The organism is Saccharothrix tamanrassetensis, assembly GCF_014203665.1.
In the GTDB taxonomy this organism is placed as follows: Bacteria; Actinomycetota; Actinomycetes; order Mycobacteriales; family Pseudonocardiaceae; genus Actinosynnema; species Actinosynnema tamanrassetense.
The window spans coordinates 20,180-38,756 of the sequence record NZ_JACHJN010000018.1; the positions used below are offsets into that span (position 1 = coordinate 20,180).

An 18,577-nucleotide genomic window follows, 5' to 3' on the forward strand; every position below is an offset into this window, starting at 1 on the left:
TGCTACCGATGTCGGCGTCACAAGAGGCTGAACTGGTAGGAATTGCGGTTGAGGTGCATGACCATGCACGACAGCATGGCGCCGCTCTTGTGGTACTCGCTCAGGTTCACCAGGACGACCTCGAACCCCAGCTTCGTCGCGATGTCTTCGAGTTCGCGGTTCTTGCGCAGCTCGTCCTGGTACTCGTCGCTGCCGGAACGCAGGTCGTGGATGTGCGACGAGTTGAGGATGACGTTGTTCAGCCGCACCGAGTTGCACAGTCCGTTGTAAGCGCTGTCGAGGGACACGTCGATGACCTCGGTGTGCTTCTCCAGCATGCGCAGCTCGTCGTGCTCGAACTTCGAGGTGCACACCAGTGTCTGCTCCGCCGTGATGGGGAACACCGTGCAGTCCAGGTGGTAGAGGTAGGGGTCGGTCTCGGCCAGCTTGACGACCACCATGTCGTAGGCGCTTTCGAGCCAGTCGTAGGTCTCGCACTGCGAGCGCTGGCCGTACCCACCGACGTAGACGTTGTCGTGCAGGTGTTTCAGCTCGGCTTCGCCCTCGAACTTCGTGTCCGGCACCACGGTTCGGTAGCCCATCGACTCGAAGAACCGGACACCGACCTCCGTCTCTCCCCTGCGCGGCGGGGACGCGAAGTTGGAGACCACGACCGTGTTCCGGTCCGGCAGGTGTTCCAGGACGATGCCGAGGTTGGCCGTGTACACCAAGTCCTGCAAGCCGTCCGGGTAGGGCGTCGGCAGGAGGAACACCAGGCTCTCGGCGGCCAGGTGCCGGTAGAGCGCCAAGAACTGCGTCACCGCCCTGTCCGTGTCGCACTGCCTCAGGTCGGGCGGGAGTTCTTCCATCCAGATGTTGTTCGCGACCTCGGTGGAGAGCGAGAACGGTGGGTTGAGTATGAAGGCGGGCTTGTCCATGCGACTGGGGTTGCACGGGACGTTCCCAATGTTGTCCTCAAGCACAGCTTCCTCCTTGAAGTCATTTGCCGACGATGCGGACCAACGGGTCGAGTCCTGCCTGCACGTGCTGACCGAGTTCGCACAACGGCCGCAGGTCGTGCCGTCCCCCGAGGGGGATGATCAGGTCCACCTGCGATCCCATGCGGATCTGGGAGAATCGCCATCCCTGCTGGACCGGACGGTGCTGGGCGAGGCCGAACGGCGTGATGCAATTGACGTCGTAGTCGGCGATCTGCAGTATGTAGTAGGGGCGGCACAACTCGTCGGCGTCGATGCGGTTGACCATCCTCTGGTTGTGCCTGAGGTACTCCCCGCCGGTGGCGGGAACCCGTAGCCGCTTCAGGAGTTCGTGCTCGACGTGCAGCATCGGCCGGTTGACCGAGTCGATCGCATCGAGTTCCCGGTAGGTCAGTCGCCCCGAGTAGGGCACTCGATTGACGTGCACGTCGTAGAACGTCATGAAGATGCCGATGACGAGGCTCACCTCGTCGTAGCTGTCGTCCCGGACGGCGTCGCGCAAAGTGTAAGAGCTGCCCTTGATCTCCACGACCGGCGCGTCGGGCTCGACGACGGCCTGGTAAATGATGATCCCGTCGGCGGGCGCGAAGAAGTACGCCGGATCGACGTAGACCGACCGCATCGGGTCGCGGAAGAAGTGGTGCTCCGACAGCCACACCACCGACCTGTCCCGAACGGGATCCACGTCCTCGGTGACCCATTCACGCAACGATTTCACCATCTTGCTCTCCCATCCACTACGGCTGGTGACCTGCCGCAGCCTTCATCGGCCGGCTGAGACAGGGGTCGCGAGGACCTCCCGGTAGGTCGGGTCGTGCATGAGCTGCTCGTGCACCCCGGTCGCGTACACCGAGCCGCAGTGCAGCAGGACCACCTGGTCCGCGTGGTGGACGAGCGGCAGCCGGTGCGTGACGGCGAGCACGATCCGGTCGCTGTGTTCGCGCACGACCGACTCCACGAGGATCTGCTCGGTGAGCGGGTCCAGCTGCGAGGTCGCTTCGTCGAGGAGCAGCACCTCGCTGTGCCGCACCAGCGCGCGGGCGACGGCGAGCCGCTGGCGTTGGCCGCCGGAGATCTGCACACCGCGTTCGCCGACCGCGGTGTCGAGCCCACGCGGCAAACCGCCGATCTACGCGTCGAGGCCGACGGACGCCAGGACCCGTTGCAGTTCCCCGTCATCGAGGCCGTCGATCCCGTAGGTCGCCGCCTCGCGGATCGTGTCGCCCAACAGGGGCGCCTCCTGCTCCACGTAGGACACACGTCGACGCAGGTCCGGCAAAGGGAATTCGCGCACGTCCACCCCGTCGAGCAGCACGCGACCCCGGTCCGGCTCGACGAACCGCTCGACGAGGCTCAGGATGGTCGTCTTGCCCGCGCCCGAAGACCCGACGAGCACGGTCAGTCCCGGCCGCGCCTCGATCGTGACGTCCCGCAGCACTTCGCGACCCTCGTAGCTGAACGACACCTGATCCAGCCGGAGGTACCGCCCGGGCGCGCAGCCGTCCTTCCGCGGACGACCGGTCACGTGCGCGCGGGGCGGCAGCGCTTCGGTCTCGGGACGCAGCTCCAGGAGTTCGGTTATCCGCCGCAGCGCCGCCAACCCCTCGGAGAACCGGCTCGCCGACTCCGTCAACGACTCCACCGGGTCCTGGATGTAGACCACGTACAGCAGGATCGCGACCAGATCACCCACACCGACCGTGCCGGCGCTCACCTCGAGGACACCGACGGCCAGAACGGTCAGGAACGTCAGGTCAACGGAGGCGTACGCCACGGTGTCGGCCAACGCACCCGTCTTCGCGGCCCGCAGGCCCGCCCGGTAAGCCGACCCGGCCTCCCGGTCGAAGGACTCGGCTTCGCGGTGCTCCATCGACGACGCCTTGACCGTCCGCAACGCCGGCAGGAGGCGGTGCACGACTCCCGTCATCGCGCCCACGTGCTGCTGGCCGCGTTCGGTGTTCCGCACCAGGCGGCCGAAGACCTTCAACTCCACCACCGCGGCCAGGGCCAGCAGCCCGACGACCAGGGCGGCGAGGGACAGGTCGACGAACAGCATCAGGACGATGCCGGCGACCACGGTGAGCGGCACGACGACCAGGTCGACCAACGCCTTGACCACCGTGTGCTGCACCAGGGTGGTGTCCGATCCGATGCGGGACAGGATGTCACCCGCCGACCTGGACTCCACCACCGGAACCGGCGCGAAGATCGTTCTGCGTGCGGCCTCCTTGCGCAGGTCGAGCACGAACCGCTCGCTCAACTTGCCCCGTTGGCGGTACGCGACGTAGTTGAACAGCAGGCCCACGACGGCCAGAGCGCCGAGCACGGCGATCGGCCCGGTCAGGTTCCGGGCCGACCCCACACCGTCGACCACGTGCCGCGCGGCCAGCGGCTGGACCAGCCCGACCCCCCGCGCGCCCAGCTCCAGGACCAGTACCACTGCCACCGCGCCGCGTCGGTTCGCGAGCCGATCGCGCAACACCGGCATCGACGACGCGGCGCGCGGCAACCTACCCAGCATGAGGGCTCCTCCTGGCGGTGGCGTTCGGTGTGGAGTCGTAGTGACGACACACCGTCAACCAGGTTGCCCTCGCGCTTTGGTCTCCAACACGGCACGGCGTGCCGTCCGCCGCCAGAACCGGCGAATCACCCGATCCATTGACGCGAGGCCCTACGCAGGGTGGTCGGACAGACCATGGCCTGTCCGTGACCGGTGTATGCGATCAGTGCGGTGGGATCGGCCTACCCGAGTTTGCCGTGAGAAGAGCGGAAGCCTGATCGGCGACATAGCTTCGTGGTGGTGGCGTAGACGTTCGTAGTCGCGGACACAGCGACGATGTCCCGTGATCCAGGCCAGAGTCCGCTCGACCACCCACCTTCTGGGCAGCACGGTGAAGGTCGGCAGATCGGGGCGTTGGGGCGATCTCCACCAGCAGGCCGGGAGTTGTTCGGGTCCAGTCGAGCAGGGTGCCGGTGTAGCCGCCGTCGGCCCACACCAACGAGACCCGCTTGCCGGCGGTGGCGCGCAGGCGCGGCAACAGGCTGCGGGCGGTGACCCCGTCCTGCGCCGAGACCGGGTCACCGGAACTGCCGACAGCAACCCCGTGGTGTCCACGAAGATGTGTCGCTTGCGACCGGCGACCTTCTTCCCATCGGTCCAGGAGAGGACACCGCCCTGCACGACCACACCGTCGGGGAACTCCCCGCCTCACCTGTGGAGGCTCGACACCCGGCCGTCGGGGATGCCCACGCGGTAGAGCAACTCCGACCCGCGCCCAGTGCGACGAGTCCTGCGAATAAGGACGGCCCTCCTGCCTTTCGGCGTGCCGTCGTCCAGCAGAACACACCCGAACCGCCTCCGCTCGGGAAGGCCGACCCCAACCCACTCGTTCGAGCGATGTGACGTGGCCGCCGTTCGCGGGGCTCCAGGGTCAGAAGCTGAAGTGCCGGATCGCCGCGTTCCCCGAGGCGGCCGTCTCTTCGAAGAAGGCGACCAGGTCCTGGTAGTTGTACCGCAGGTAGTCGATGTCGTCGGCGTCCCAGAGGTGCTTCATGGGGTAGACGTCCTTCTCGCTCAACTTCCGCGGGTCGTAGTAGCCGGCCAACACCTCGAACGGCGTGGCGCTCAACGCCTTGGCGGCCTCGGCGACCATGCTGTCGCTCCAACCGAAGAGCGTGCACTCCTCGTCGATGGCGTCACCGTCCTCGTACACGTCGACCCTCACCTCGGCCGCGTCCAGCAGGAACTGGATACCCGCCCACGACTTCTCCAGGAAGCAGTACGGCAGCTCCTCGTCGTCCAGGTGCTCCCGTGCCCACTCCGGATCCTCGAACGCCCGATCCAGCTCCGCCGGGGTCACCCGGGTGAACGACAGCGTCATCCCCATGAATTCGCCACTCCCGCATCAACTGCTTCAACCGGCGGCCAGTCTTCCACGTCCGGACCACTGTGGTCGGTCGATCGCCGATCCCGGCGTCGGCCGGGGTGCGGCTGTGCGCGTTCGTCACACTTCGTCACAGACCTGTCATCATCCTGCGGCAGGGCGCGCACACTCGTCGTCGATGGTGGGGATATACGCTTGTGGGCGGGAGGTCGTGCCGAGGACGAGGAGTTCCACCAGTGTCGCGGTTGCTGCTCGTGGAGGACGACGCGATGTTGGCCGAGGCGTTGACGCTCGCCCTGCGCGGCCTCGGGCACGAAGTCGCGGTGGCGACCACGGGAGAGCAGGCGTTGGAGAGCCTGGTCGAGCGGCGGGTGGCCGCGGACCTGGTGCTGCTGGACGTGATGCTGCCCGGTGTCGACGGGTTCGAGGTGTGCCGCCGCATCCGGTCGGGCGACACGGTTCCGGTGATTCTGCTGACCGCTCGCGGTGACGCGGTGGACATCGTGGTGGGCCTGGAGTGCGGTGCCGACGACTACGTCGTGAAACCGGTCGAGCCGCGAGTGCTCGACGCCCGGATCAAGGCGATCCTGCGCCGCGCGGTGCCCGTACAGCCGTCGCGGCAACACGTGCACACGTTGGGCGACCTGGAACTCGACACCGTCGCGATGGTCGTGACCCGGAACGGCGAGGAGTTGAACCTCACGTCCACGGAGATCCGCCTGCTGATCGAGTTCGCCGAGCACGCGGGTCAGGTCCTGAGCAGGCAGGCGCTGCTGAAGCGGGTGTGGGACTACGGGTTCTCCGGCGACTCGCGCCTGGTCGACGCCGCCGTGGCCCGCCTGCGGGCGAAGATCGAGCCCGATCCGACCAACCCCGTGCTGCTGCGCACCGTCCGGGGATTCGGTTACCGCCTGGTCAAGCCGTGACGTGGCGGCCGGGCCTGCGGGCCGGCATCGTGCTGACCGTCGTCGTCGTCACCCTGGTCACGACCGTCGCGATGGCGCTGACGACCTACCACCTCCAGGCCGGGGCCACCCGGGAGCGGTTCACCGCCGCGGCGCAGGCCGCTTTTGACTCCGACACCCAGCAGGCGCACCAGTTCCTCGTCCGCAGCACCGACTTCAAGTCCGTTGTGGATGGTGTGGCCGAGTACATGCGGGCGCGGCTGGGCCTGACGTGGGCGCTGGTGAACTTCACCCCGACGTCCGGTCCCGTCTCCGTCTCCCGGGACGGGATGTACGTCCCGGTGGCCGGCACGGGGTGGTTCCCCGGTCAGCTCCCCATGTCCGAAGTGGACCAGGTTCGGGACCGCCGGGGTTCGGTGCGCTACACCGTGGACACCCCGGAGGGTTCGCAGCTCGTGATCGTCGGCGAGGTCGAACCGGGTCTGCTGCTGGCCGAGTTCTACAACACGCGCGGCATCGACAGCGAACTGGCCACCCTGCGCACCCGGCTCGCCGCCGTGGCGGTGCTGATCGCGCTGTTCGGCAGCGCGCTGGGCGTGTTGGCCGCACGGGCGATCCAGCGCCGGGTGCGCACCGCGGCCGACGCCGCCCGGCGGTTCGGGGCCGGCGAGTTGGCCACCAGGTTGCCCGTGCAGGGCCGGGACGAGCTGGCCGCCCTCGCCGGTTCCTTCAACGCGATGGCACAGCGGCTCGGGGAGTCCATCGAACAGCTGCGGCTCAAGGACCAGCAGCAGCGGCGGTTCGTCGCCGACGTGGCACACGACCTGCGCACCCCGTTGGCGTCCATGGTCGCGGCCGCGGACGGCCTGCAGAGCCCGGACGCCGCGGACCGGGCCAGGTCGGCGGAGCTGTTGGGCAGCCAGACGAGGCGGCTCGGCGGGCTGGTGGAGGACCTGCTGGAGATGTCCCGGTTCGACGCGGGCGCGGCCGAGCTGCGTCCCGAGGTCGTCGACCTGGCAGCCCTGGTCTCGGACGCCGTCGAGGTGAGCGCGCCGGGCACGGGCATCCCCGTCCGACGTGTTGGGGACGTCGTCGTGCTGGGAGACCCGCGCCGGCTGCACACGATCGTCCGCAACCTCGTGACGAACGCAGTCCGGCACGGCGCACCACCGGTCGACGTCACCGTCGACGGCACGGAAACCGGGCGGGTGCGCGTGACGGTGGCCGACTCCGGCCCCGGTCTACCCGACGACCTGACCCCGGTCGTCTTCGACCGCTTCGTGCGTGGCGACCGCGCCCGCAGCCGCACGGAGGGCAGCGGGCTCGGGCTGGCCATCGCCCACGAGAACGCCCGTTTGCACGGCGGCACGCTGGAAGTCGCCAACGTCGACGGCGCGGTGTTCACCCTCACCGTGCCGCGAGGAGCGGTCGAGCACGAGTGTTGAACTGCTGTCACACAACGAGAACACGACTCGCACGGGGCGCAGACATCGAACCGGCAGTGTCGGAGGTGTTCAGATCCGACACGACCAGCGGGGAAACATGTTCTGCGAAGCGGTGCGCGCGAAGGAAGACGGTAGTCGGAAGTCCGGCCGCCTCACCTCGGTGGCGGTCTTCACCGCGCTCGTGGCAGCGTTGACGGCCTGCACGTCGAACACCACGAGCGGCAGTGGCTTCCCGAAGAGCGCAAACGAGGACGGGCACATTCCCGACCCCGGCATCTCACCCCACTCCCAGCACGTCGCGATCCGGAAGATGGACCCGGACCTGTTGGCGGCCGTGCGAAAGGCCGCGGCGGACGCTCGTGCCGCGGGTGTCGAGCTGAAGGTGACCTCGGGCTAGCGGAGCAAGGCGTACCAACAACGCCTGCTGGATGAAGCCGTGGCCAAGCACGGGAGCCTCGCGGAGGCGCGGAGGTTGGTCAACACCCCGGAGAAGTCGACGCACGTGACCGGCAAGGCCGTCGACATCGGCCCGACCGACGCCGCCGACTGGGTGATCCGGAACGGCGCGGAGTACGGCCTGTGCCAGACGTATGCGAACGAGATGTGGCACTTCGAACTCGCCGTCGCCCCCGGTGGGGAATGCCCCGTGCCGCGCGCCGACGCCTCCGGGTGATCGCCGCGCGACGCTTCTCGCCCACGCTGGGCATATGATCATCCGGGGGGGGCAACACCGGCGAAGGATTCTACCGCCACCCCAAGAAGTGAACCACTCGCGCTGCGAATGGTCCCGCACCGGGCAATCACCGCGCCGATCGACTTCCATCAACTCTGATCAACCGCACGGCGTCCATTCGGGTTGTCACCCGGATGGAGCGAAATGCCGTGTCGGAAATCGCCGATACCCGTCGGGCGAGAGGAAGTCGCCTATTCGAAATCCTTGTGGAATACCGGGAGGAACCCCGTGGCGAGGTATCTGCTCAAGCGAACAGCGCGGTGCGCGGTGGCCGGTGCGGCGGTCGTGGGTCTGGCGGTGGCCGGGGTGGCGGTCGTGGCACCTCCGGCGGTGGCCGGGGAGCTCGGGTTCGCCTACGTCGCCAACAGCGGGTCCGACACCGTGACCACGATCAGCGTGTCCACCGGCGGCACGGCCACCATCCGGGTGGGCGGCGGGCCTTCGGCCGTCGCGATCTCGCCCGACGGGTCGCTGGCCTACGTGGCCAACACCACGTCCAACTCCGTCTCTGCGATCCGGACCGCCACCAAGAGCGTCATCGCCACCTTCACGTCCGGTGGCAGCCACCCCGCCGGCGTGGCGTTCAACGCCCTCGGCACCCGCGCGTTCGTCACGAACGCGGGCTCCAACACGGTCAGCACGATCGACACCGCCACGCACCGCGTCGTGGCGCTCACCGCGGTCGGCAAGAGCCCGACTGGCATCACCGTGATCCCCGACGGAACCCGCGCCTACGTGTCCAACACCAACAGCAACACCGTGTCCGTCCTGAACACCACCACCACCGCGCACGTGGACGACATCGCGGTCGGCACCCGCCCGGGTCGGCTGGCGGCCACCCCGGACAGCAGCAAGGTCCTGGTCGTCAACACCGGCTCCGGTGACGTGTCCGTGCTGGACACCGGCAGCAACCGTCGGATTCAGACGGTGGCCGTGGGCGCGGGGCCGTCCGGGGTCGCCGTGGCCCCCGACGGCCTGCGCGCCTACGTCTCCAACGGGGCCGACGACACCGTCACGGCGCTGGACACCGATCCCGCCACGACGGACTCGATCGCGGTGCGGTACGTCGTGCGTGTCGGTCACCGGCCCACGGGCGTGGCCATCAGCCCGGACGGCGACAAGGTTTACGTGTCCAACAGCGAGTCCGGCACCACGTCGGTCATCGACACCGCGACGACCCGCGTCTCCACCGCCGACGTGGACTCCGGTCCCACCGGGATCGCCACCGGCGTGCCGCAGACCCTCACCGCCGCCGTGTCGCTGGGCGACAGCTTCATCTCCGGTGTCGCGGGCCGGTGGCAGGGCAACGGGGTGCGGGAGGGACTGAGGGGCACCGACGTCCTCGGCACCGATCGCGCCGTGTACCGCTGCGGCCCGCTCGGCACCAACTCCTGCAAGAACGACCCGAAGATCGTCTACGGCCGCTCCTACGACAACAAGTGCCTGCGGTCCTACTCGGCGCAGATCCAGGCCGCGGACCTGCCCGTCACCCGCCGGATCAACCTGGCCTGCTCGGGGGCCGACACGTCCGACATCATCAACACGCCGCTCAAGAACGAGCCTCCCCAGTCCCAACAACTCGCCCTGGTGGCGCGGGACTACCGGGTGAAGCTGGTCGTGCTCAACGTCGGCGGCAACGACATCGGGTTCCGCGACATCATCAAGAGCTGCGTGATCACGTATCTGAGGAGCGGCCCGCGCTGCCGGGCCGAGAAGGCGACGGCCTTCACCAACGGCCTGGTGCGCGCGGAGACCAACGTCGCCCTGGCCATCGACAAGGTTCGCGAGGTGATGGCCGCCGCCGGCTACCGCCGCGACGACTACCGGTTCGTGCTCCAGTCCTACCCCTCGCCGGTGCCGACCGGCGCGCAGATCCGCTACCCGGAGGCCAACGGCTACGACCGCTACCAGGTCGGCGGGTGCCCGGTCTACAACTCCGACGCCGACTGGGTGCGCAACGTCGTGGTGCCCAAGATCGCCGACTCGCTGGAGTACGTGGCCGACCAGAAGGAGGTGGAGTTCCTCGACGTGCGGGACCTGTTCAGCGGGCACGAGGTGTGCGCCAAGAGCGCGGAGCAGGCGACCGACTACGACAACCACCTCAAGCCCCAGCTGGGTGACAAGGCGGAATGGGCCCGATTCCTCGACGCCACACCGTTCGTGAACCAGGGCGACACCGACGAGTCGGTCCACCCGAACTACTACGGCCAGCAGGCACTCGGCGCCTGCCTGACCGCGTTCTACGAGTACTCCGGCGACAAGTGGAACCACCTGTGCCGCAACGTTCCCGGCAAGGGCGCGAAGCACGTGGTCCTGGACCAGATCGACTGACCGGCCTCCGCACCCGCGGCTCGATCGGCGCGGGCACGTCCGAACACACCGAATCGGTGCCCCTGGCCACCAGCATGGTGGCCAGGGGCAAGCATGGTGGCCAGGGGCACCGGTTCGCGGATCGAGTCGACGTGCATGAAGATCGCCGCCAGGTGGCCCACCCGGAGCACCAGTTCGTGGTCGATGTAGTGGGGCCGCGTGTGCGCACCCGCGTAGAAGCCGAACATCCAGATCACGCCGTAGACGCCGAGGACGAGCAGCAGGATGCGCAGCCATGACGGCCTCCCGCACCGGTTGGTCGAGTCTGTGGTAGACGCTGCGGGGCGTGTCGTGCGTACTCAAGGGTCCGTCGGTCCACAGACCTCGGCTACTCACCCCGAATCAGTGTCCTTTGAGGACTGGCCGAACCGGCCGCCTGGATCCGGCCGGAGAATCGACGCCGACCCGGCCTGGAGCACTCCACACGCGACCAGGACGCCGGTGGTACCCGCCGCCCTGACCTGGGTGCGGCTCGGTTCGCCTTCCAGGACGGTGATCTGGTGGCACAGCACCGGGATCTGCACGTTCTTGTTCCGATCCCTACTGAGCTGCAGGCGCACCCGATCCGCGACCGCAAGGCCGAAGCCTTCGCCGTCGACCGACGACGCGGGCCACGCCTCCAGCGTCAGACGCTCCGCCTCGGTCGGCACCAACGGGTAACGCAGGCCCACGACGAGCCATCACAATTCCTTACAACGAATCGACGACCCGGAACACCGGATCCCCGCCAGCTCGGCCAGCGCGTTGACCCACTCGCGAGCGAGCGCTGTGACCTCGGCCTGGTCCATCAGCTCGCCCGGCCAAGCCCATGTTGCCGTGAGTCGAGGCCCGTCTCGGTGTTCGTGGGTGATGGCGTCGAGGTCAAGGACGTGAATGGCCGGCATGTGCGGGGGGAATCCGCCTACCAGGGCGACCTTGTCGGTGGCCGGTGCGAAGTCCTCGTCGTCGACGGTGAACCTGCCGAGGTAGTTGAACCCGATCTGTGCCGGGGGACGTGCCTGGAGCAGGGCTGCGCTCAGGGGATCGAGGTAGCGCAACACCCCGAATCCGAGAGGGTCCGGCACCGCGCGCAGCTGCTCTTTGACGGCGTCCACTGCCGAGCTCGTGGTGTCGGAGCCGATGCGTAGCCGGACCGGGTGCACGTTGGTGAACCAGCCGACGGTGTGGGTGACGTCGATGTCCGGACCCAGGTCCACCCGGCCGTGTCCCTTCAGGTCGACCACGATGTCGGTCAGCCGGCGGACCCGCTGCTGGGCCACCGCCAGCGCGGTGAGCAGTACCTCGTCGACGTGGGCTTGGAAGGCCGCCGGCACGGCTCCCAGCACGGCGGTGGTGATGTCGGTGGGCAGGGTGACGGTGAGCCGGCGTTTCGCACCCTCGACGTCGATACCCGGTGCGAGGCGGCGGGATCCGAGCGGCGGCTCGGGGGCGGCGAGCACCTCGAGCCAGGCGGGTAGGTCACGCCGGAAGTCGTGGACGCGGGCGGCCACCGCTTGGCTCCAGCGGCGGAAGGAGGTGCCTGAGCGCCGCAGCGGTTTCCCCCGGTACGCGTCGGCCAGGTCGGGCAGCAGGATCCGCCACGACACGCCGTCCACTACGAGGTGGTGTGCGGCCAGCAACAACCTGCCGGCGCGTGCCGGCCCGGCGTCGACGAACACCGCCGCCATCATTCGTCCGGCCTCGGGATCGAGCCGGTTCCCCACAGCCTTGACTTCTCGCTCGACGACGGCGGTGAGATCGTCGGCCGCCGCGTCCACCCTCGTCAGGTCGACAGTTGTGGTCGGGGGGATGTGCAGCGACCACGGGTCGCCCGGCACCAGGCGTGCCCGCAGCACGTCGTGCCGGGTCATGACCGCCGACAACGCACGCCGCAACCGGTCCTCGTCCGCGCCCACCGGGGTCCGCACGACGACCGCCTGGTGGTAGCTGGACACATCGACGCCCACCCCACCGAGCCAGGCGATGATCGGCGTGGCCGGCACCGTGCCGAGGGCTTCGGTCGGCTCCTCGGTCGTCGTGGTGGTCACCGGGGTGGCGGCTGCCGCGATGCCTCGCACGGTTCGGTGGGTGAAGACGTCGGCGGGGGTGATGGAGAACCCCGCTGCCGCGGCTCGGCTGATGAGCTGCATCGACACGATGCTGTCCCCGCCGAGGTCGAAGAACCCGTCGGTCGGAGCCACGGCATCCACGTGGAGCAGTGCCGAAACCAGGTCGCACAGCACATGCTCGGCCTCTGTCTCCGGCTCGCCCCCGCTGCCGACGGCCACCGGAGCCGGCAACGCGGCGGTGTCCAGCTTGCCGGTGGCCGTACGGGGGAAGGCCTCCACCACCACCACGGCGGCGGGCACCATGTACTCGGGCAGTCGGGCCCTGACGTGTGCCCGCACGTCCTGCGGATCGACGCCCGACAGCGAGGTCACGTAGCCGAGCAGCCGGTTGCCGTCCGGCACCACGACGGCCTGGCTCACACCGGGGTGGGTGCCGAGGACGGCGGCGACCTCTCCCGGTTCGACGCGGAAGCCGCGGATCTTGACCTGGAAGTCGGCACGGCCGACGTACTCCAGCTCCCCGTCCGAACGCCACCGGACCAGGTCGCCCGTCCGGTACATCCGGCTACCTGACGAGCCGAAGGGGTTCGCCACGAACCGCCGCGCGGTCAGCGCGGGATCGTCGAGGTATCCCCGGGCCAGGCTGTCGCCGGCCAGGTACAGCTCCCCGACCAGGTCCACGTCCACCGGCTGCAACCCGGAGTCGAGGACGTAAGCTTCCGTGTTGGCCAAGGGTCTGCCGATCGATACCGCCGCGGCGGCGTTCGGCTCGCTGACCGACATGATCGAATCCCTCCTACTGCCGGCGGACATGCCACGGGTGATCCGGCCGATCACCGCGTCAACAGGTCGGTCCACGCTCGGACGGTGGGAGACTCGGCCAGGTCGGCGAACGACACCCTTGCGCCATCCGCCCGCCACGACTCGACCAGCGCCATGACCCGCACCGAGTCCAAGCCGTGGTCGAGGAGGTTGTCGTCGTCCGCGATCACCTCGGGCGGAATGTCCAGCTGTGCCGCGATCCGCTCCCGCACCCGGTCCCTGCTCTCGGTGTTCATGCCGCTCCTCCAACTCGAAAGTCCGGTCGCTGAGTTCGCCACAGCGCAGCGCCACAACCCACTCGCCGTCGCCGCGCCCGTCGGTCCAGCCGACCAGTCCGGAGTGGAAACCGCGATCGAACCGCTCCAACTCGCCGATCAACGTCCTGGCGCTCTCCCGCGGTACCCCGCACACCGCCGGTATCGGGTGTAACGCCGTCGCCAGGTGCAACGCCGTGGTGTCGGTGTCGCAGCACGCCGGTGATCCTGGTGGACAGGTGCCACATCGCACAGGTCGGCAGCAGTTCCCGGGCCGAGGAAACGTCGAGGACCTCCACAGCGGACAGGGTCCGATCCCCTCTCTCGGCGAGAAGGGTGCCGGTGGGCGAGGCGAAGTAGAAGCAAACCTCGCGGAAGACGTCGGTGGGTTCCGTCAGGGGTACGTCGGAGGTGATCACCGGTGGCTCCTTCGGGCCGGCCCCGCGCCGGTCACCAGGGCCACCGTGCCCTCGGTACCGCGACCGATCATCTACGGACCTCCTCTGCGACCGTCGCCGCCCCGACGGCCTTTCCGTTGAGATCGGCCGCGCACGCCACGACGGTCGCCTCCGTGGGCCCGTAGGAGTTGATCAACCGCACGTGCGGCACCGCCTCTACCCACCGGTCGACCACGGCGGCGGACGCGGCCTCGCCGCCGATGATCACGAGGCGCACGGAGGCGGGCAAGCCCTGGCGCGTCGTGACCGTGTGCGCCAACTCGTGCCAGAACGCGGTCGGCAAGTCCAGAACGGTGATGCGGGCTTCGTCGCAGTAGAGCAGGAACCCGTCGGCGGAACGGGCCATCTCCTCGCTCCGCAGCACGAGGGTGGCGCCCGCGCACAGGGTGAGGAACACCTCCTCGACGCTGGCGTCGAAGTGCAGCACGGCGAATTGCAGCACCCGGTCGGTGGCGGTGATGCCGTACCGCTCCGTGGCGGCGCGGACGAACTCGGCCAGGGCGGCTCGCGACACCAGCACCCCGTGCGGCCGGCCGGTGGAACCGGAGGTGTGGATGATGTAGGCCAGACGATCCGCTGTGGCCGCACCGGGTTGCGCCGCAGCGCTGCCGGCGAGCGCTCCATTCTCGCCGAGGGTGATCGGCGACCCGGTCGCCTCCAGCAGCGCTCGGGTGTGTTCCTCGGGCGCGTCCGGGTCCAGGGGTACGTACGCCGCACCCGCGATCAGAACGGCGAGCACCGCCACGACCGTCTCCGGCCGCCGGCGCATGAGCAGCGCTACCGGGACGTCCGTTCCGGCGCCCCGGTCGCGGAGGCGTCCGGCGAGCTCATCCGCCTCCGCGATCAGGCGCGCGTAGGTCAGCCGGACCCCGTACTGCTCGATGGCGACCGCATCGGGGTGGGTGGCGGCGTGCCGGCGGATCAGGTCCACCACGTCCGGCGCGGGCGGGCGCCGCGCCCGGGACGCGACCGCCACCTCCGCCAACGCCATGCGGCCGACAGGCCGGTCGGGGTCGCGAACCGCCTGGTCCAGCAACCGCAGCAGCCGGTCACGGTGCCGTGCCAGGTCTTCGTGCCCGTACAACGCGGGATTGCCGTCCAGCTCGACCTCCAGCCCGGCCGCCTCGGAAGAGGCCCGCACACCGATCGACAGGTCCTCCACCGGCCCGGCGGCCAGGTTGTGCACCCGACCGCGGTGCTCGCCGAAGCGCAGGTCGTTGTCGAACGGCATCACGTTGACCACCGGACCGAACAGCGCTCGATCGCCGCCGACCAGGTTGAGGTCCCGCCGGAGTTGTTCGTGCCGGTACCGCTGGTGCGGCCGGATCCGCCGCAGCTGCCCGGCCACCTCGCGCGCCACCGCGGGCAGCGGGTCGACCGGACCGACCGCGACGCGCACCGGCACGATGTTCATCACGACCGCCGGCACCCGTGCCACCGCCGTGCCCAGCCTGCCCATCACGGGCAACCCCAGCACCACCTCATGCGCCCCGGTGGCACGGTGCAGATAAGCCGCGACGGCGGCGATGACCAGTTCAGGCCACCCGACCTCCGCGGCGCGAGCCAGCTCGCGCCACCCATCGGCATCCTTCCGCGACAGCGTCCTCGCGCAACGCAGGGCGTGCCCGTCGATGGCCGCGACCCGGCCCGCCAACCGCGGCGGTTCGGGCAGCCCCGCCAGGTAGTCGCGCCAGAACGACGCGTCCTCGCGCAACTGCGGCGAATCCCGGTACGTCCGGTCGATGTCGGCGACACATTCCAACGACCCGAACCTGACGCCTTCCGTTCCGGTGTAGAGATCGGCCACGCGTCGAGCCAGCAGGGAGAACGCGTAACCGTCCAGAGCGATGTGGTGGACACGCTGGTACCACACCCACCGGTGGTCGGCCAGTTCGAACAGCGCCTCGGCGAACAGCGGTCCGGACGCCAAGTCCACGGTCGTACGCACGTCCTGGCGCATCCACTCCAGTGCCACCGCGAACGGGTCCGCCTCGACGGTGAGATCCAGCACCGGAAACCGCCAGTCCCGCACGGGCTCGATCACCTGGGTTGGCTGCCCCTGGTCGAGTGGGAAGCGCGCATGCAGGGAATCCGCCTCCGCCACGGCTGTGCGCACCGCCCACATCAACCGCGCCCGATCCATGGCGCCCTCGATCACCACGTACTCGGCCGTGTTGTAAGCGGGACTCGCCGGAGCAAGCTGCTGTCCGAACCAGATGGCGGCCTGCACTGCCGACAAGGGCAGAGTTCGGGCCGTCACCCCGAAAGCCAAGACCAGCACCTCCGGATCACGAGAGGGTCGGGGCACGACGTGAGCTCGGCTCGTACAGCCACAGGAGCGTCTCCTATCGCATCGGGAGGCTTCATGCCGGCGGCAGTGGGCTACCCCGGAAACAGGCTACGGCTTGACCATTCATCCCTGCAGGGCCACTCGGCTGTATCGCCGGTACCGGCACGAAGATCATCGGACGGGCCCGATCCGGTCAGTGCCCGGACTCCGGCACGCCGCATACTTCACGGCCTTCTCGTTTTCCTGGTCCGTCCGGCGGATCACCTGCTACGCCACTGCTTCGGGCGGAACCACACGATTCAACCCTGTGGGATTCCGAGAGTCGGCCATCGAGGGTGGCGGCGGAGTCGACGTGGAAGAAGTCGCACGCCATCTACTCGATCAGTGCCGCGGTGATGTCGTCGAGTGGTGCGCCTCCGGTGCTCGCGCAGCAGTCGGACTGTTTCCGGGATCCGCCCACAAGCGGTGGGACACAGTGGGTCCGCACTCGCATCCGCTCAACAAGGCATTGTCGTCGGTAGAGCGAGGGCGACACCGTCGTGAGAGCATGACCGGGCGATCGTTTCGCTGCTGTACAAAGTGACCCGGAAGCTGCTGTCCGCTGAATTCGCCCGAAACCCACTCCCGCCCGCGACGGCACGCCCGCGTGGTGTCCGGTCTCCGCCTCCAATGGGTGAGTCACGCGCCGCAGCACCTGACTCACGTTGCCGAGGGGCGGGATCCTCCTGCGTCGCCGGCTACCGGTCCCGGTCGACCACCGGACGATCGGAGGCGGCGCCTGACGGCCGCTGGGCAAACCCCACCCTGACGTGATCGGGGCGACATGATCGTTGACCTCCAGTTTGGTCGAGGTCTTAGCGTCGCCGCCATGACCGCAACAACCGTCGCGGACGTGCGGCGACCGCCGAAGTCCTTGCTGGGGACGCTGCTCGGCGTCAGCACGATGACGATCATGGCCAGCGCCACGATCACTCCGGCGCTGCCGGGCATGGAGCGGCACTTCGCCGGCGAGCCGCACGCGCAACTGCTGGTGCGCCTGGTGTTGACGCTACCGGGTCTGCTGATCATGCTGTCCGCCCCGCTGCTGGCGCGGGTCAGCGGCCGCACACGTCGTGTGCCGGTGCTGGCGGCGTGCCTGGCGCTCTACACCGTCGGCGGCGGTTCGGGGCTGGTGCTGGACTCGCTGTCCGGGCTGCTCGTCGGGCGGGCGCTGCTCGGCGTCGGCATCGCGGGCATCATGACCACGTCGACCGCTCTGCTCGCCGATCACCACCCCACCCGGGAGCACGGCCGAGTGCTGGGCCTGCAGGGCGCGGCGATGGGTTTCGGCGGGGTTGTGGCGTTGCTGCTGGGCGGTGTGCTGGCGGACGGGAGCTGGCGCGGGCCGTTCGCGGTGTACCTGCTGGCGGTGCCGCTGCTGGTTCTCGTGCTCCGGTTCGTGCCCGAGGCGGCCGTGCAGCCCTCGGAAGGCGTTTCGGAGGGCACACCGTGGCAACGGCGGTCGCTCGGCTTGTACGCGCTGATGTTCCTGGGCGTCGTCGCGTTCTACACCGTGCCGACCCAGGCCCCGTTCTGGCTGGCCGAGGTGGGCGGAGCGGGTCCGGCGGTCGCCGGCGCCCTGATCGCCGCGGTGAACTTGGCGATGACCCTGGTGGGCCTGAACTACCGACGACTGCACACCCGGTGGAACTTCGCGGTGCTGGCGACGGCCATGTTCGCGGCGCTCGCCGTCGGGCTGTTCCTCATCGGGTCGGCGGGCACGCTCTGGACGGCCGGTCTCGGCATGGTCGTGGTGGGCGTCGGCGTCGGCTTGCTGAACCCGACCAGCAACGGCTGGCTGGTCGCCTCCGTGTCCCCCGGCGCACGAACCAAGGCGCTGGGGCTGCTCACCTCGGCCCTGTTCCTCGGCCAGTTCTCGTCACCGCTGATCGCGCAGCCCGTCATCGACACCGTCGGCCTCGGCACGACCTTCGTCCTGGCCGGCGCACTCGCCGCGGTCGTGGCGGGGGCACTGACCATCACCCGCCTACCGCGCCGCAGCTGAACCGCCGGCGATCTACCCGTCCGCGACCCCACCCGCGCAGTGCGGCGGAGGCGGCGTCGTAGAACTCGGTCAGCAGACGCGTCGCCTCGGCCGGACTCGCATCCGCCTCAACGCCACGGCCCGCAGCAGAGCGGCGCCCAGGTTCACCAGGGCTCCGGTCGTCGACGCACGTTGCCACACTCGCCGAAGACGCCGGCTGCCGACCGGTGGAAGTGCAGGACGTCCGTAGCGTTCCAACGCGTAGTAGGTGTCGCCGGCAGCGTCGAGAGCCAGCGGGCACTTTCAGACCGTCGGGACGAGAGGATTCGGACCTGTGCCCCCTCGGCGGTGAAGTCGCGTCCGAGCAG

12 protein-coding genes and 3 pseudogenes are annotated in these 18,577 nt (G+C 69.1%); 6 read left to right on the forward strand and 9 right to left on the reverse strand.

The annotated features are described in order from the left end of the window. Positions 1-17: 17 nt before the first annotated feature. The 4 genes and pseudogenes from FHS29_RS35400 to FHS29_RS35420 form a co-directional block, all read right to left on the reverse strand. Positions 18-917, reverse strand: coding sequence for a dimethylarginine dimethylaminohydrolase family protein (locus FHS29_RS35400; protein WP_184698940.1), 900 nt, complete (start codon positions 915-917; stop codon positions 18-20). Positions 918-978: 61 nt separating this feature from the next. Next, positions 979-1,698, reverse strand: a complete 720-nt coding sequence (locus FHS29_RS35405) for a phosphatidylserine decarboxylase (RefSeq protein WP_184698942.1) — start codon at positions 1,696-1,698, stop codon at positions 979-981. 42 nt (positions 1,699-1,740) lie between these two features. Continuing rightward, a pseudogene (locus FHS29_RS35410) lies at positions 1,741-3,498 on the reverse strand (ABC transporter ATP-binding protein). A 910-nt stretch (positions 3,499-4,408) separates the two neighbouring features. Continuing rightward, a complete protein-coding gene (locus FHS29_RS35420) occupies positions 4,409-4,864 on the reverse strand; it encodes a YfbM family protein (protein ID WP_184698946.1) in 456 nt (151 codons plus the stop codon). Positions 4,865-5,097: 233 nt separating this feature from the next. On the opposite strand from FHS29_RS35420, the gene FHS29_RS35425 reads away from it, so the two are divergent. From FHS29_RS35425 to FHS29_RS35440, 5 genes and pseudogenes are all read left to right on the forward strand, one after another. Then, the gene (locus FHS29_RS35425) at positions 5,098-5,787 is read left to right on the forward strand and encodes a response regulator (RefSeq protein ID WP_184698948.1); all 690 of its coding nucleotides are present in this window, start codon (positions 5,098-5,100) and stop codon (positions 5,785-5,787) included. After that, positions 5,784-7,211: a sensor histidine kinase gene (locus tag FHS29_RS35430; RefSeq protein WP_312865249.1), complete on the forward strand. Its 1,428-nt coding sequence runs from the start codon at positions 5,784-5,786 to the stop codon at positions 7,209-7,211. Before FHS29_RS35425 ends, FHS29_RS35430 begins: the two co-directional genes overlap by 4 nt. A gap of 160 nt (positions 7,212-7,371) precedes the next feature. Then, positions 7,372-7,608, forward strand: a complete 237-nt coding sequence (locus tag FHS29_RS37440) for a hypothetical protein (protein WP_246441210.1) — start codon at positions 7,372-7,374, stop codon at positions 7,606-7,608. A gap of 12 nt (positions 7,609-7,620) precedes the next feature. Next, a pseudogene (locus FHS29_RS37445) lies at positions 7,621-7,884 on the forward strand (M15 family metallopeptidase domain-containing protein); the annotation flags it as partial. 288 nt (positions 7,885-8,172) lie between these two features. After that, complete coding sequence (locus tag FHS29_RS35440) at positions 8,173-10,275, forward strand: beta-propeller fold lactonase family protein (RefSeq protein WP_184698950.1); 2,103 nt, start codon at positions 8,173-8,175, stop codon at positions 10,273-10,275. A gap of 371 nt (positions 10,276-10,646) precedes the next feature. Here FHS29_RS35440 and FHS29_RS35445 read toward each other — a convergent pair whose 3' ends face one another. From FHS29_RS35445 to FHS29_RS35455, 5 genes and pseudogenes are all read right to left on the reverse strand, one after another. Then, positions 10,647-10,985: a hypothetical protein gene (locus FHS29_RS35445; RefSeq protein WP_221457271.1), complete on the reverse strand. Its 339-nt coding sequence runs from the start codon at positions 10,983-10,985 to the stop codon at positions 10,647-10,649. Positions 10,986-10,994: 9 nt separating this feature from the next. Then, positions 10,995-13,220 (reverse strand): condensation domain-containing protein, encoded by a 2,226-nt coding sequence (locus FHS29_RS35450; protein WP_312865250.1) that lies wholly within the window; start codon positions 13,218-13,220, stop codon positions 10,995-10,997. After that, on the reverse strand, positions 13,196-13,420 hold the full coding sequence (locus FHS29_RS37450; protein WP_246441212.1) for a phosphopantetheine-binding protein: 225 nt from the start codon (positions 13,418-13,420) through the stop codon (positions 13,196-13,198). The genes FHS29_RS35450 and FHS29_RS37450 overlap by 25 nt, the downstream gene beginning before the upstream one ends. A 70-nt stretch (positions 13,421-13,490) precedes the next feature. After that, positions 13,491-13,691, reverse strand: a pseudogene (locus FHS29_RS38590) (chorismate-binding protein); the annotation flags it as partial. Positions 13,692-13,924: 233 nt separating this feature from the next. Next, positions 13,925-16,156, reverse strand: coding sequence for a condensation domain-containing protein (locus FHS29_RS35455; protein ID WP_184698956.1), 2,232 nt, complete (start codon positions 16,154-16,156; stop codon positions 13,925-13,927). A gap of 898 nt (positions 16,157-17,054) precedes the next feature. Between FHS29_RS35455 and FHS29_RS35460 the strand changes: the two genes are divergently transcribed. After that, positions 17,055-18,230: an MFS transporter gene (locus FHS29_RS35460; protein WP_184698958.1), complete on the forward strand. Its 1,176-nt coding sequence runs from the start codon at positions 17,055-17,057 to the stop codon at positions 18,228-18,230. Positions 18,231-18,577 lie beyond the last annotated feature (347 nt).